Below are 14,897 nucleotides of genomic sequence, written 5' to 3' on the forward strand. Positions count from 1 at the left end.
GCCGCGACGCTAATGTCACAGTTCGCAATCACGAAGGCGGCCCGGGAGTGATCTCCCGGGCCGCTTTCTCGCCCTGGTCAGGGCCTTGGAGCCGCCTGACGGAATCGAACCGTCGACCTATTCATTACGAGTGAATCGCTCTGCCGACTGAGCTAAGGCGGCAACGGTGAACCAGTGTACGGCACGATCCCGGGGGGTGCGCGAGGGGATTCCCCGTCGCGTCGCACACGGGTAACGTCCGGCCCGTGATGCCCGACGATATGCCGCCCGCCCCAGGTGAGCTCACCGCCGAACCCGGCGAACCGCTGCTGCCGTTGCCGCAGGAGGACGAGGGCACGCCCATGGCGGCCGACGGGCGGCCGACCGCGCTCGACCCGGACCAGATGGGGTTCACGCCGCGCCGCGCGGTGCCGTGGCTGAGCCCGGTGCTGCTGAGCGGGACCGCCGTGCGGGTACTGCTGGCCGACCTGTTCGGCGCGTACCTCGACAAGCGTGAGCTGCAGGACGCCCTTCCCGCCCGGATCCTGCGCGAGAGCGCCGGCTACGCCGGTGAGGTGAACGACGCCGACTGGCCCGACGACGGCGAGCTCTGGGTCGACTACGCCGCCGACACCGGCGACGGGTTCAACGCCACCTACTCCGTCGCGTACCTGCTCGCACAGCCCTCACTGACCGTCGACGGCCACGAGCTGCCGCGGGGCGAGGTGCTCATACTTGGCGGGGACCAGGTCTATCCGACGGCGAGCGGGCAGCAGTACGAGGACCGCTTCAAGGGGCCGTTCCGCGCCGCGATGCCGGAGCCACCGCTCAAGGGGCCGCAGCCGAGGCTGTATGCGGTGCCGGGCAACCACGACTGGTACGACGGCCTGACGGCATTCCTGCGGCTGTTCGTCCGCGGCGACGAGGGCACGGTCGGGGGCTGGCGGACCCGCCAGTCGCGCTCGTACTTCGCGATCGAGCTGCCCAACCGGTGGTGGCTGCTCGGGCTGGACGTGCAGGGTGGCGCCTACATCGACGATCCGCAGCTGCGGTACTTCCGATCCGTCGCTGCCAGGATGGGTCCGGACGACCGGGTCATCATCTGCCCGCCGGCGCCGAGCTGGGTGGAGTCGACCGACGACCACAAGGCGTACGACAGCCTCGACTACTTCATCCGCACGATCATCGCGCCCACCGGCGCCGACGTGCGGCTGATGATCTCGGGTGACCTGCATCACTATGCGCGGTACTCCCGTCCGGAGCGCGAGCTCATCACCAGCGGCGGTGGCGGCGCCTACCTCTACCCGACCCACGAGCTGCCGGAGCAGATCTCGGTGCCCCCGGTGCGCTCGCTGGTACGCAACGCCTCGCCCTCGCGCACGTACGACCTGCGCCGCACCTTCCCAACCAAGCCCCAGTCGCGCGGCCTGTCCCTGGGCGTGTTCTGGCGCCTGCCGTGGCGCAACCCGATGTTCCTGGGCCTGCTCGGCCTGCTGCAGACGCTGACCATGCTCGCGTTCGTCAACGCCGCCGACCGGGTCGTCTCCGGCGTCGAGCAGCGCCTGGTGACCGTGCCGGCCGTGCTGATGGTCGTCCTGGACGTGCTCGGCACCTGCCTGCTGGCCATGCCCCACACCGCCGGCCAGCGAAGGCCGCGCCACTGGCTGCTGGGCCTGTCGCACGGCATCGGGTTCGTCGGCCTGGCCGCGCTCGGCACGTGGGCCTGGCTGAGCCTGCCGTTCGTCGGACTGGCCTGGCCGCTGCCTCTCCTCCTTGCCATCATCCTGTACCTCCCGTTGTCCGCGATCGCCGCCGGCGAGCTCTTCGCCGCCTACCTTGTCGTCGCGTCCAGGTTCGACGTGAACGTGAACGAGCTGTTCGCGGCGCAGGGCATCACCGGCTACAAAGGCTTCCTGCGGCTGCACTTCACCGCCGACGGCGGCCTGACCATCTACCCGATCGGTGTGCGCCACACGGCCCGCCGCTGGCACGCCCGCCCGTCGGCCGCCCCCGACACCCCGTGGTTCGAGCCGGCCCGCGCGATGGAGCTCCATCTCATCGACGACCCGATCCAGATCCGCTGAAGCCGCCGGCGGTCGAAGGCACCCGCGCGGCATCCCAGCCCGGCGCGGCACCGCGAATCGCCCGGCGGTCGAAAGCACTCGCGCAGCACCACACTTGACGCGGATGCGCCGGATCGACCGGGCCCGAAGCACCCGCCCAGCGTCACAGCTTGACGCGGATGCGCCCGAAGCGGCCGGCGGTCGAAAGCACTCGCACGGCACCACAGCCTGGCGCAGGCGCGCCGGATCGGCCGGGCCCGAGCCACCCGCCCGGCCTCACAGGTCGACGCGAATGCGCCGAAGCGGCCGGCGGTCGAAAGCACTCGCACGGCACCAGAGCCTGGCGCAGGCGCGCCGGATCGGCCGAGCCCGAGCCACCCGCCCGGCCTCACAGGTCGACGCGAATGCGCCGGATCGGCCGGCCCGAAGCACCCGCGCGGCGTCACAGGTTGACGCGGGTGACTCCGGAGATGACGGCCGGCCCGCTCGGCACTCTCGGCGGCTGGTACTCGAGCTCGGCCAGCCGCCCCGTCCACCGGCCCCGCAGCTCCTCGGCGGCGTCGAGCGCGTCAGCGGCCGTCTGCAGCACCCGCCGCGCGATACGGCCCGCCGCCGCGGCGATCTCGGTCCCGTCGCCGCTCGGCTCTCCCCGCGCGGTCAGCACTGTGACCGCCTCGGCCGAGGTGGCGACCCGCGCGATGGCCTCGGCGAGCTCGTATCGGAATCCGGCCGCCCAGGCCGCGAGCGCGTCGAGGTAGGCGGCGGTGGCGACGAGCCGCCCGGTGATCGTGGCGGGCTCGCCCTCCTCGCCGATGTGCGCGGCCAGGGCGTCCCACACGATCCCGAACGCCTCGGCGCTCCCGCCCTCCCAGGCGCTCCGCCCGATGTCGGCCTCCAACCGCCCCGGCAGCTCCCCGAACCGCCCGGCCACCCCGCGCAGCTCCAGCGCCGCAGCGCGCAGCCCATCGACGTCGAGCCGCAGCGCGTGCTCCAGCACCTCGTCCGGCAGCGCCCCGACGCGCCGCAGCAGCTCCCGGAGCGACCCGTCCGCAGGCAGACCCCCGCCGGCCAACGCGTCACCGACCCGCCGAAACAGCTCGTCCCCGACGTCGGCCAGCCGATCGAGCACATCGGTCATGCCCGCTCCTCGCTACGCCCGCCCCGGACACGACGCAGGGGCCGCGTTACCTGATGGCCGGCGCCAACGCCCAGTCCGGCTCGATGGGGCTTCGCAAAGATCGAGCCAGACAAGGCGCCGCTTCGCTCTGGATCGGTCATGGCGTCACCCGCGAGTCTTCGTCGGTGCCGCGATACCCGGCCGCGACCTGGCGCAGCGCGTGCGCCGTCTCGGCAAGCCGCGCCCCGTGCGCCGCGGCCTCGGCGCCCCGGGCGGTCAACGCGGTCGCAAGCAGCCGGTGCAGGTCGCGACCGGCCCGCGCCAGCCCCCCGGCCGCGTCGGCGCCGAGCGCGCGAGCCCCGGGATCCACGAGGCTGAGCGTCGTGCTCGCGCCGGCGAGCTCATCCCCGGCCGAATCCAGCCGGTGCGCAAGGTCATCCAGCCGCATTTACGCCCCGCCGCCTCGACCCGGACTCCGCCACGCCAACCCCAGCCCGCCACACGCCACACCGAACCCACGCTCGCGCTCGATCCGCCTCGACCCGGGCCCCACCACGCCGACCCCGGCCCGCCACACGCCGAGCCCACGCCCGCGCCGGAAACCACCTCGACCCGAACCCCGCCACGCCAACCCCAGCCCGCCACACGCCGAGCCCACGCCCGCGCCGAAAGCCGCCTCGACCCGAACCCCGCCACACCGACCGCAGCCCGCCATACACCACACCGAACCCACCCCCACGCCGGAGCCGAGGCGAAGGCCCAAGCCACAGCCAAGACCGACGCCGGGGCGAGAACCGAAAGCGGCGCAACTGCCGGAGGCAGGGCGACGACCGGAGTCAGGGTGAGCGGCCCATGCCGGGCCGAGCCGACCGGCCGGATCGCGCAGTGGCACCTCACACCCCCGTCGTGGCGCGCTGAGCCGTGTGTCGAGAACGGCCGCGCGGATCGTCATTGCAGCGAGCGATAGTCGCCGAACGTCTCGGCGTGCAGCTTCTTGCGGGCCCAGGCCGCGGCTTCCGCGGCGGCGGTGACCGCCTCGCGGACGGAGCGCGACAAGGCCTCGCCCGTCCGGTTGTGCAGCGGGCCGTCGATCCGAACGTCGCGGATCGTGCCATCGGCGGTGACCAGCACCTCGACCAGCCCGTCGGCCGAGTGGACGGTCACCTCGACGGTCTTCACCGCTTTGTCGAACTCGGCGTGCAGGGTCTCGATCCGGCGGTAGCGCTCGACCGCCTCCTCGATCCACGCCTCGTCGATCTCACGCCCCATGCAACCTCCCTGGGTGACCGTACGGCACCCGCCGGTCACGGCGGAAGACCGAATCAGCCCCTGTGGATAACTACCCGCGCCACAGGGCCAGCATCATGGCCTCGATGGCGATGCGGGGCTTGACGTTGGCCTCGATGGCCACCCGGCACTCCAGGACGGACTCCAGCCGGCGCAGGGTGCTCTCCGGAGCCCACTTCCCGGCGGCGGTGCCGGCGAGCTCGTCGACGTCGCCGTGGATCGGGCCGACGCCGGCGTCGAACGAGTGGACCAGCACGTCGCGGTAGAAGCCGGCCAGGTCGACCAGGGCGCGGTCGAGCGAGTCGCGCTGGGCGCGGGTCGCGCGGGACTTCTGCCGGCGCTCGAGGTCCTTGAGCTGGCCGGCCGAGCCGCGGACGGCGCCGGCCGCGCCCTTGCCGGTGCCACCGGCGCCGAGGGCGGTCTCCAGGGCGGAGCGCTCCTTGGCATCGATCTCGGCGACGGAGGCGGCCGCCTCGGCCTCGGCGGCCTCGATGAGCGCGCTCGCGGCGTCGAAGGCGGCGCCGATGCCGGTCAGGCGGCGTGGTACGGCCAGCACGGCGTCGCGCCGGGTCCGCGCCTGCGGATCGCGGGCCAGCCGGCCGGCGCGCCCGACGTGGCCCTGCGAGGCGGCGGCGGCCCAGGCGGCGGTCGCCTCGTCGATGCCGTCGCGGCGGTGCAATACGGCGGCGATGGCGTCGGCCGGTGGCTGGCGCAATGGCACCACCCGGCACCGGGAGCGAATCGTCACCGAGATGTCGTCGGGGTGGGTGCTCGGCGTGCACAGCAGGAACACCGTGCGTGGCGGGGGCTCCTCGACGGCCTTGAGCAGCGCGTTACCGGCCGCCTCGGTGAGCCGGTCGGCGTCCTCGACCAGCAGCACCTGCCAGCGGCCCTGGGTCGGCGAGCTGGCCGCGCGCAGCACGAGCGCGCGCATCTCGCCGACGGCGATGGACAGCCCTTCCGGCACCACGAACCGTACGTCGGCGTGGGTGCCGGCGAGCGCCGTGTGGCAGGCCTGGCAATTGCCACAGCCGCCGTCCGGGCACTGCAGCGCCGCCGCGAACGTGCGAGCGGCGACCGAGCGGCCGGACCCCGGTGGCCCGGTGAACAGCCACGCGTGGGTCATCGCCTGCTGCGCCGACGCGTCGGGCACCTCGCCGCGCACGATCGCGTCGGCGGCCTCCACGGCGCGCGACAGCGTGGCGACGGCGTCGGGCTGCCCGATCAGCTCGTCGAAGATCGGCGGGGTCACACCCGCGAGCCCTTGCCGGAGGACCCGGACATGTCAGGTAAGTCGGTCTGCCCGGACCGGTCGGACTGATCAGTCCGACCGGATTGATCGGATCGGTCGGTCTCGCCGGATGCCTTGCCGATCGGGACGTCGTCGCCGGTGAGGGCGGTGGCGACCTCGGCGGCGTCGTGCAGTGCCGAATCGATCGACGACTCGTCCTCCGGGATCAGGTGGCGCACCCGCTGCAGGATGCCGGCCGCCAGCGCGTCGATCGAGTTGGTGGCGTCGAGCACGAGGTAGCGGCTCGGATCCGCCGACGCCAGGTCGAGGAACGCATACCGCACCCGCTCGTGGAACGCGAGCGACTCGCCCTCCAGGCGGTCCGTGTTGCCGCGCTTGCCCGCCCGGGAGAGGCCGGCCACCGGGTCCAGGTCGAGCAGCACGACCAGGTCGGGCTTCAGGCCGCCGGTCGCCCACTTCGACAGCCAGGAGACCTCGTCGACCGGCAGCGTGCGGCCCGCACCCTGGTAGGCGAGTGACGAGTCGACATACCGATCGCTGATGACCACCGCGCCGCGAGCCAGCGCCGGCCGCACGACGGAGGCGACGTGGTGCGCCCGGTCGGCCGCGTAGAGCAACGCCTCGGCCCGCGGCGTCACCACGTCGCCGCCGTCGTCCGGGTGGTCCAGCACCAGGCTGCGGATGCTCGAGCCGATCGGGGTGGCGCCGGGCTCGTGCGTGACCACGACGTCGCGGCCGATCCGGCGCAGGACCTCGGCCAGCTGGGCGACCTGGGTCGACTTGCCGGCCCCCTCGCCGCCCTCGAAGACGATGAAGAGGCCCTGCTTCGCCTTCGGCTCGGCGGGGCTGAGCGGGCGGCCCCGGACCGAGCCGATGAGGTCGGCGAGGATGGGCACGCCCTTCTTGTCGTCCATCTGGCGCAGCGCGAAGCTGCCAGCGAGGAGCCCCAGGATGCCGGCGATCGCGAGCAGCGGCCGGGTGCTGGAGACCTCGAAGTCGTAGAAGCCCAGGTCGATCTTGCGGGTGCCGCCGGCGCCGACGATGACGCTGGACAGCGAGATGGTCAGCATGAGCACCACGCGGGTGCCCATCTGGACGAAGGCGAAGGCGCGGCCACGCATGTCGTCGGCGACCTCGCCGCCGAGCAGCGTGGTGCCGGACAGGAACGCCATGCCGGCGCCGACGCCGACCAGCATCCCGCCGGCCACGGCGATCACGAGGTGGGTGGCCAGGGCCAGGATGAGCACGGAGCCGGCGGCCAGGATGATCGACAGCCCGAACCAGCGGCGCCGCGACAGCGCGCCGATCAGGCGCGGACCGGCCGCGATGCCGATGCCGAGGCCGAGGAACAGCACGGCGAAGAGCAGGAAGAACGCGGCGTTGCCGGCGCTGAGCGACACCGCGTAGAAGCTCGCGGTGCCGACGACCACGCCGCCGCCGGCGAAGGCACCGAAGATGCCCAGCACCAGGCCGCGGACCAGCGGGGTCTTGCTGACGAACGCCCAGCCCTGGGTGAACTCGCGGATCATGCCGGGCTTGCGCTCGACGCCGGCGGAGCGCCGGCCGCTGATCTCCCGGATGCCGAAGAACACGGTGAGCGCGGTGGCCAGGAACGTCAGCGCGTTGAACCACAGTGCCACGGTGCTCGGCGCGGCCCACGCCGGCTCGTCGTGGCCGAACACCACCAGCACCAGCCACTGCAGGCCGATGAGCACCAGCGCGGCGGCGACCGGGGTGATGCCATACGTCGTGGCCAGCGTGAGCTGGTTGGCCGACTCCAGCCGGGCGCGGGGCAGCAGGTTGGGCACCGCCGCCTCCTTCGCCGGCCCCCAGATCATCGCGACGGTCTCGATGACGAACGTGGCGGCCGCGGTCCAGGCCACGACCAGCGCCCCGTCGCTGATGATCAGCGCGGCGGCCGGGATGGAGGCGAAGAATATGAAGCGCAGCAGATCGCAGACGACCATCGTGTAGCGCCGGTCGAACCGGTCCGCGAAGACGCCGGCCACCGGGCCGAGGATCAGCGCGGGCAGCAGGCGCACGGCGATGACCGTGCCGAACGCCACGCCCTTCGCCGCGTCGTTGGACACCTGCGAGGCGGCGAACGTCGAGGCGGCGAGCAGGCCGAGCCAGTCGCCGAGGGACGACAGACCCAGCACCACCCAGAGCCGGCGGAAGGCCTGGATGCGCAGTACGGCCTGAAGCCCTCCAAAACCGGAGAGATCGCTGCTGGCGATGGCGGTACCCCCTATTCTCCGGTCTCACGCTACAGGTCACCTCTGACACTTCCGGAGCACCGCCGATTACGCGAGGTTCTTTCATATTCTCGGCCATCTCGGTACGGTGAGGCGTGCCCAGCTCTCGTGCCGCTCAGCGGGCCCGCTACGACCGGGCCACCACCGATCTCGATCCGCCGTTCGCGATCGTGGACCTCGATGCCTTCGACGCCAACGGCGCGGCCCTCGTCGATCGGGCGGCCGGCAAGCCGCTGCGCGTGCCGAGCAAGTCGGTGCGGGTTCGCGCGCTCATCGACCGGACCCTGGCGAGCCCCGGCTGGCGCGGCATCATGGCGTTCACCCTTCCGGAGGCGATCTGGCTGGCCGGGCACGGCACCGCCGACGACATCCTGGTCGCCTACCCCACCGCCGACCGGGCCGCGCTGCGCCAGCTCGCCACCGACGAGAAGCTGGCCCGCACGATCACCGTCATGGTCGACGGCACCGACCAGCTCGACCTCGTCGACGCCCTGGTGCCGGCCGCGCAACGCGCCGCGCCGGTGCGCGTCTGCATCGACCTCGACGCGTCCTGGCGCCCGGCGCCCGGCGTCCACATCGGCGTGCGGCGTTCGCCCGTGCACAGCCCCGGCCAGGCCGGCGCGCTCGCCGCCGCCATCGCCAACCGGCCCGGCTTCTTGCTGGTCGGCCTGATGTCGTACGAGGCGCAGATCGCCGGCCTCGGCGACGCCCCGCCCGGGCGGCCGGTGCGCGGCGCGCTCATCCGCGCGATCCAGGCGCGCTCGATGCGGGAGCTGCTGGCCCGCCGGGCCGCGGTCGTCGCCGAGGTGCGCCGCCACGCCGATCTCGAGTTCGTCAACGGCGGCGGCACCGGCAGCGTCGCCGCGACCGCCGCCGACCCGGCCGTGACCGAGGTCGCCGCCGGCTCCGGGCTCCTCGGACCGTGGCTCTTCGACGGGTACCGCAAGTGGCGCCCCGAGCCCGCCGCGTTCTTCGCCCTCGCCGTGGTGCGCCGGCCCGACGCCGCCACCGCGACCGCCCTCGGCGGCGGCTGGATCGCCTCCGGCGAGACCTCGCCGACCCGCCAGCCCCTGCCCTGGCTGCCGGAGGGCCTGCGGCTCATCGGGACCGAGGGCGCCGGCGAGGTCCAGACGCCGCTCGTCGGCCCGGGCGCCGCCGGCCTGCGGGTGGGCGACCGGGTGTACTTCCGCCACTCCAAGGCCGGCGAGCTGTGTGAGCACGTCAACGAGGTGCACCTCGTGCGGGGGGAGAAGATCGTGGACGTGGTGCCGACCTATCGGGGTGAGGGCAGAGTGTTCCTGTGACGCGCTGGCGGCAGGCGATGGAGGCGGCGCTCTACGGCCCCGAGGGCTTCTTCGTCCGCTCCCGCCCCGCGGACCATTTCCGCACGAGCGCCCACGCGTCGCCCCTGTTCGCCGGCGCGATCGCCACCCTGCTGCGCCGGCTCGACGGCGCCCTGAACAACCCGGCGCGCCTCGACCTGGTCGACGTCGGCGCCGGCCGGGGCGAGCTGCTCACCGGCGTGCTGGCCGCGCTGCCGGCCCAGGTGCGCGAGCGGGTCCGCGCCGTCGGGGTCGAGAAGGCGCCCCGGCCGGATGAACTGCCCTCCACGATCGGGTGGACTTCGGCCCTGCCCTCCGGCGTCGCCGGGCTCCTGGTCGCCACCGAGTGGCTGGACAACATCCCGGTCGACATCGTCGAGCTCGACGCGCATTTTCGGCCGCGGTACGTCGAGATCTCCGCCGACGGCACGGAGGCGCTCGGCGACGAGCCGCTGCGTGACGCGGACGCGGCCTGGCTGGAGCGCTGGTGGCCGCTCGACAACGCTCCGCCGGGCGCCCGGGCGGAGATCGGCGCGCCCCGCGACGAGGCCTGGGCGGACGCGGCCGCCGCGGTCGAGCGCGGCCTGGCCCTCGCCGTCGACTACGGCCACTTCGCGGGCGCCCGCCCGCGCTTCGGCACGCTGACCGGCTTCCGCGCCGGCCGCGAGGTGCCACCCGTGCCCGACGGCTCCTGCGACCTCACCGTATCGGTGGCCCTGGACTCGCTCGGCTCCCCCACGCTGCCCCAGCGCGACGCCCTCCGGCTGCTCGGCGTCGACGGCACCCGCCCGCCGCTGAGCCTCGCCTCCTCCGACCCGGCCGGCTACGTGCGCGCGCTGTCGCGCTCCTCGGCAGCGGCGGAGCTCACCGACCCGGAGGGCCTGGGCGGCCACCACTGGGTCATGCACTGGGTATGACCGATGGTCATACCAGGGGTACCATATCGGCTATGACGACGAAGGTGACCCTCTCGTTCTCCGACCAGACCATCGCCGACGCGCGCCGCTGGGCCGAGCGCGACGGCGTGTCGCTGAGCGCGTGGATCGACCGCGCCGCCCAGGAACGCGCCCTGCGCGAGATCTTCTCCGCCCACGCCGAGGCGGTGCGCCGCGCGAAGATCGACATCGACGCCGCCGCACTCGCCGACGAAGAGGAGATCGCGCTCGTGAACGCCGAGCTATACCGTGGACGGCGTGCGTCGCGGTGAAGTGTGGCTCATCAAGGGTGCCCGTGAGCGGCTCGGCCTGATCATCAGCTCGGACGTGTTCAACAGCACCGACGTTCCCGTAGTCATTGTCGCCGAGGTCACCGATGCCGAGGAGCTGCGCGACTCGCCGCTCGCGGTCGAGCTCGACGACCTCGTGGTGATGCCCGACCGGCTCTCCTCGCCGCTGAAGCGCTGGTTCACGGAGCGCGTGGCGGTGGCGGACACCAGCACCATGCACAGCGTGTCGCGCGCGCTGCGCATCCTGCAGGACATCTAGGCCGGCGTTCTAGGCTTAGCGCATGACCTCCGAGCTGACGGTCGGCACCGGTGCGGGCCTCGACACCGCCGACATGGTGCTCAACATCGGGCCCCAGCACCCGTCCACGCACGGCGTGCTGCGCCTGCGACTGGTGCTGGACGGCGAGCGCGTGGTCAGCGCCGAGCCGATCATCGGCTACATGCACCGGGGCGCGGAGAAGCTCTTCGAGGTCCGCGACTACCGGCAGATCATCATGCTCGCCAACCGCCACGACTGGCTCTCGGCGTTCTGCAACGAGCTGGGGGTCGTGCTCGCGGTCGAGCGCCTGATGGGCATCGAGGTCCCCGAGCGCGCCGTGTGGCTGCGCACCGCGCTTGCCGAGCTCAACCGGGTGCTCAACCACCTGATGTTCCTCGGCTCGTATCCGCTGGAGATCGGCGCGATCACGCCGATGTTCTACGCCTTCCGCGAGCGCGAGACCATCCAGGCGGTGCTCGAGGAGGCCTCGGGCGGGCGCATGCACTACATGTACAACCGCGTGGGCGGGCTCAAGGAGGAGGTCCCGGCCGGCTGGACCGGGCGGGCGCGGGCCGCGATCGACCAGGTCCGCCGGCGGATGCCGGACCTCGACGACCTGATCCGGCGCAACGAGATCTTCCTGGCCCGCACGGTCGGGGTCGGGGTGCTCACCGCGGCCGAGGCCGCCGCCTACGGCGCGTCGGGCCCGGTCGCCCGCGCCTCCGGGCTGGACATCGACCTGCGCCGGGACGAGCCGTACCTGGCCTACGGCGAGCTTTCGGTGCCGGTGGTGACGCGCACCGAGGGCGACTGCCATGCGCGCTTCGAGGTGATGCTCGACCAGGTGTACGTCTCCCTCGACCTCGCCCAGGAGTGCCTGGACCGGGTCGACCGGCTTACCGGGCCGGTCAACGTCCGGCTGCCGAAGGTGGTCAAGGCGCCGGAGGGCCACACGTACGCCTGGACCGAGAACCCGCTCGGCGTGAACGGCTACTACCTGGTCTCCCGCGGCGAGAAGACGCCGTGGCGGCTCAAGCTGCGAACCGCGTCCTATGCCAACGTCCAGGCGCTGTCGACGCTGCTGCCGGGCACGCTCGTGCCGGACCTGATCGCGATCCTGGGCTCGATGTTCTTCGTCGTTGGCGACATCGACAAATAAGCATCGGTTAGGAGTCGTCGACAACCGGCGGGCCCGCTTACTGCCAGCGGTCGTCGTTGCCCTCGAAGTCGACGATCTGCCGGGCGGCCCGGCCGCGGTGCTCGTCGCGGACGCCGTTCCAGCCGTACTCGTCGTCGTCCGCCCGCGCGCGCCGCGAGACGCGCTCCTCGTCGCGACCGGCTTCGGAGGGACCGCCCACGCCCGAGGTCCAGCGCGACGCGGGCTCGGCGGGCGAGGCGGACAGCGCCGCCGGCGAGCTGCCCAGGGCGGGGCGGTCGCGGCGCGCCTCCGACCAGCGCGTCGTGCCGCTCTCGTCGCGGCGGCCCTCCTCGTAGGTGCTGTCCGACCAGCGCGCCTCGGCACGCCGGCGGCCGTCGCGCTCCGGCTCGTGCGTGGCCCAGTCGCGCTCGCGCTCCCGGCGGGCCTCGGAGCGGCGCGGGCTCTCGGTGCCGGAGTCGTAGCGGGCGTCGTACCGCGAGTCGTGCCCGTCGTCGTCGCGGTCGTCCTCGATCGCGGCCCGGTGCCCGCCGGTGCTCCGCTCCTCCGGGTAGTACTCCTCGTGCCGCACGCTTGCCCAGCGGTCCTCGATGCGCACGTGGGTGCCGGTCTCGTCGGCGTGGACGGCGGCCCGCCGCTCCCCCATGCGCAGCTCGCGGCCGCCACGCTCGTCGCTGTGCACGGACGCCCAGCGGTCGGTCGTGCGCACGCCGGTGACGCTGCCCTCGTCGTCCGAGTCCGGCGCCCGGCGCCGCCCGCCGCCGCGCCGCTCGACCTCGCCGCTGGGCTGGGTCTGCGGCCAGTCACCGCTGTCGGCCCGGGCCATGCGCTCGTGGCGCTCGTGCACCTGATGCCCGGTCCACGATGGCTCGCGAGACTCCTCGGGCCAGGGCTGTTCGCGCGAGTCCTCGCGACCGCGCTCGTCACGACCGCGCTCGTCGCGGCGGGGGTCGCGCTCGATCCGCTCGCCGCGCTCGGAGCGCTCGGACCGGCCGGCCCGCTCCGGGCGGTCGAAGCCCCGGTCGGGGTGCGGCCGCGGCTCCTCCCGGTGCTCCAGGCGGGGGTCGGCCCGCTGGTCGGGCCGGTCCTGACGTGGGTCGGGGCGGCCCGAGGGGCGCTCGGACACCCGCTCGGAGCGGTCCGGGCGGCGCTGCTGCGGAATCTCCGCCCGCGGCGCGGGCGGGCCACCGTAGACGGTGCCGGAGCGGGAGTCGGCGGGGTCGACCACCATCGTCTTCGTGGTGACCTGCACGGTCTCGGTGCGCCGCAGAACGCCCTGTGGCACCGACGCCGAGCCGACGGGGTGGGGCGGGTGCGGCGCCTGTGCCGCGGCGCGATCGAGCTGCCCGCGCATCATGTCGACCTGGTTGCGCAGCGCGTCCACGGTCTCGTGCAGCACGCCGATGCGCTCCATGAGCTGGCCGTGGGTGGCGCGGGCCGCGTGCGTGATGTCGCCGCGGATGTCCTCGCGAAGAGTGTCGATCTCCTCGTACACCAGCTCCTCGACCTCGCCGCGCACCGTGTCACCGCCGGGACGCAGCGCGATCGACAGACCGATGAGCACCACGACGAGGACGGCCAGCACGGCCGCGACCTGCAGGACGAACCCGCTGCCCACGAGCAGCAGCAGGGCGGCCAGCGGCGAGAGGCCGACCCCACCCCAGAAGAGCAGCTGGAGCAGCTTGGTGCTCCGCATTCCCCCGGGGGATCCGGTGGACTCGGCGGCCGGCATGAGCAGAGAACTTACCCCCTCTTCAGCACAAACGAAATGTCCCCTCGTACCGCCTTGGCGAAGCGGTACGAGGGGACGAAATACGAGGAGCGGAAGCGGAGGGCTAGCCGAGCGAACCGTCCGACGAGAACACGAGCACGATCGACGCGCTGCCCTTCTTGAGCGCGTCCTTGCTCTGCGGGCCGCCGGCGTCCAGGCTCAGCACCTTGCCGAACTGGATGCCATACGTCTTCTGCAGACCCTGCTGGCAGAACGGCCGCTGCGGGCACTCCGCCGGGCCGCCGAGGATCGTGGCCTGGCCCGAGCACTTCGCGGCGAAGTCGCTGAGCGTCTTCACGCCGTACTTGGTGGCGAAGTCCGCCGTCACCGCGAACGCGTTGCCGTCGGTCGCCGTGGACGCCTTGCCGAACGACAGGCCCTGCTTGCCGCCGAGGTCCTTCAGCGCGGCCACGGTCTTGTCGACGTCGCTCGAGGCGAGCGGCGCCGCGTCCTTGCCGTTGACCGACTGGTTGATGAACTCGGTCAGGGTCGCGGCATACTCCGGCACGACCTGGATGTCGCCCTTGGTGAGCTGGCCGTAGTACACCTCTCGCTTGCCGATCGTCTGCACCGATGCGTCGTAGCCGGCGGCGTCGAGGACGATCTCGTAGAGGGCGCCCAGCGTGGCGCTCTCCGAGAAGTCCGCGGCGCCGATCTTGACCGCGCCGCCCTTGCCCTTCTCGATGCCGGTGGTGAGGTTCTCGGCCTTGGCGAAGTCCTCCGCCGCGACCTTGGAGGTCTTGCGGTCGTCGTCGACCGCCTTGTTGAGCGCGATGAGCTTCTCGGGGGTCAGTGCGTCAGAGACCTTGTCCAGCGCGGCGACGAGGGCCGGATCGGCGACCTTCGTGTTGATCGCCGGGATGACGTTGTCCGCCTGCTGGAGCTTCTTGTCGTCGTCGAGGACGACGAACTTCACCCCGGCGACCGGGGCGCAACCTGCCCCGCTGACGCTGGCCGGCGCCTCGGTGCCCGAGGAGCCCTCCTTGCCGCAGGCGGCGAGGCCCGGTGCGGCAAGACTGAGGACGATCCCGAGCGTGACGCGCATGGCTGTTCGCAAAATGGCCCGCCTTCCGTGTCCCGGCGCGATCACTGTGACCGGCCGCGTGTCCGACGGACGGCGCTTTCGGCAATGAAGCCCGCCCGCTTCAGATAGGCAACTCCGGCGATGGAAATTCGGCAACCGCAGCCAGGCACGTTTTCGTAACGACCGG

General features: G+C 72.9%; 13 protein-coding genes and 1 tRNA gene. 6 read left to right on the forward strand and 8 right to left on the reverse strand.

Going from position 1 to position 14,897, the window contains the following annotated elements; translation table 11 throughout:
* Positions 1–86 precede the first annotated feature (86 nt).
* Positions 87–162 (reverse strand) — tRNA-Thr (locus ABT297_RS04295).
* Positions 163–248: 86 nt separating this feature from the next.
* Between ABT297_RS04295 and ABT297_RS04300 the strand changes: the two genes are divergently transcribed.
* A complete protein-coding gene (locus tag ABT297_RS04300) occupies positions 249–2,063 on the forward strand; it encodes a metallophosphoesterase family protein (RefSeq protein ID WP_350544663.1) in 1,815 nt (604 codons plus the stop codon).
* A 421-nt stretch (positions 2,064–2,484) separates the two neighbouring features.
* Here ABT297_RS04300 and ABT297_RS04305 read toward each other — a convergent pair whose 3' ends face one another.
* The 5 genes from ABT297_RS04305 to tmk all read right to left on the reverse strand — a co-directional run bounded on the left by ABT297_RS04305 (position 2,485) and on the right by tmk (position 7,857).
* Positions 2,485–3,180 carry a hypothetical protein gene (locus tag ABT297_RS04305; protein WP_350544516.1) on the reverse strand — a complete coding sequence of 232 codons (696 nt, stop codon included), beginning with the start codon at positions 3,178–3,180 and terminating at the stop codon, positions 2,485–2,487.
* Between the two features lie 136 nt (positions 3,181–3,316).
* The gene (locus ABT297_RS04310; protein ID WP_350544518.1) at positions 3,317–3,607 is read right to left on the reverse strand and encodes a hypothetical protein; all 291 of its coding nucleotides are present in this window, start codon (positions 3,605–3,607) and stop codon (positions 3,317–3,319) included.
* A 500-nt stretch (positions 3,608–4,107) separates the two neighbouring features.
* On the reverse strand, positions 4,108–4,428 hold the full coding sequence (locus tag ABT297_RS04315; protein WP_350544521.1) for a YbaB/EbfC family nucleoid-associated protein: 321 nt from the start codon (positions 4,426–4,428) through the stop codon (positions 4,108–4,110).
* A gap of 70 nt (positions 4,429–4,498) precedes the next feature.
* Positions 4,499–5,698, reverse strand: coding sequence for a DNA polymerase III subunit delta' (locus ABT297_RS04320; protein WP_350544524.1), 1,200 nt, complete (start codon positions 5,696–5,698; stop codon positions 4,499–4,501).
* A complete protein-coding gene (gene tmk, locus ABT297_RS04325) occupies positions 5,695–7,857 on the reverse strand; it encodes a dTMP kinase (RefSeq protein ID WP_350544527.1) in 2,163 nt (720 codons plus the stop codon). Before tmk ends, ABT297_RS04320 begins: the two co-directional genes overlap by 4 nt.
* A gap of 191 nt (positions 7,858–8,048) precedes the next feature.
* On the opposite strand from tmk, the gene ABT297_RS04330 reads away from it, so the two are divergent.
* Genes ABT297_RS04330 through ABT297_RS04350 form a run of 5 tightly spaced genes read left to right on the forward strand, consistent with a single transcriptional unit; the run spans position 8,049 to position 11,918 of the window.
* On the forward strand, positions 8,049–9,257 hold the full coding sequence (locus tag ABT297_RS04330) for an amino acid deaminase/aldolase (RefSeq protein ID WP_350544530.1): 1,209 nt from the start codon (positions 8,049–8,051) through the stop codon (positions 9,255–9,257).
* Positions 9,258–9,274: 17 nt separating this feature from the next.
* Positions 9,275–10,192, forward strand: coding sequence for an SAM-dependent methyltransferase (locus ABT297_RS04335; protein ID WP_350544665.1), 918 nt, complete (start codon positions 9,275–9,277; stop codon positions 10,190–10,192).
* A 32-nt stretch (positions 10,193–10,224) separates the two neighbouring features.
* Positions 10,225–10,482 carry a DUF6364 family protein gene (locus ABT297_RS04340; RefSeq protein WP_350544533.1) on the forward strand — a complete coding sequence of 86 codons (258 nt, stop codon included), beginning with the start codon at positions 10,225–10,227 and terminating at the stop codon, positions 10,480–10,482.
* Positions 10,469–10,759: a type II toxin-antitoxin system PemK/MazF family toxin gene (locus ABT297_RS04345; RefSeq protein WP_350544536.1), complete on the forward strand. Its 291-nt coding sequence runs from the start codon at positions 10,469–10,471 to the stop codon at positions 10,757–10,759. Before ABT297_RS04340 ends, ABT297_RS04345 begins: the two co-directional genes overlap by 14 nt.
* Positions 10,760–10,781: 22 nt before the next feature.
* Positions 10,782–11,918: an NADH-quinone oxidoreductase subunit D gene (locus ABT297_RS04350; protein WP_350544538.1), complete on the forward strand. Its 1,137-nt coding sequence runs from the start codon at positions 10,782–10,784 to the stop codon at positions 11,916–11,918.
* Between the two features lie 37 nt (positions 11,919–11,955).
* Here the strand turns inward: ABT297_RS04350 and ABT297_RS04355 are convergent, their stop codons facing one another.
* Both ABT297_RS04355 and ABT297_RS04360 read right to left on the reverse strand, forming a co-directional pair.
* Positions 11,956–13,611 carry a hypothetical protein gene (locus ABT297_RS04355; RefSeq protein WP_350544540.1) on the reverse strand — a complete coding sequence of 552 codons (1,656 nt, stop codon included), beginning with the start codon at positions 13,609–13,611 and terminating at the stop codon, positions 11,956–11,958.
* 139 nt (positions 13,612–13,750) lie between these two features.
* On the reverse strand, positions 13,751–14,731 hold the full coding sequence (locus ABT297_RS04360; RefSeq protein WP_350544542.1) for a glycine betaine ABC transporter substrate-binding protein: 981 nt from the start codon (positions 14,729–14,731) through the stop codon (positions 13,751–13,753).
* Between the last annotated feature and the right edge of the window lie 166 nt (positions 14,732–14,897).

It is taken from the genome of Dactylosporangium sp. NPDC000555 (assembly GCF_040300025.1).
Taxonomy (GTDB): Bacteria; Actinomycetota; Actinomycetes; order Mycobacteriales; family Micromonosporaceae; genus Dactylosporangium.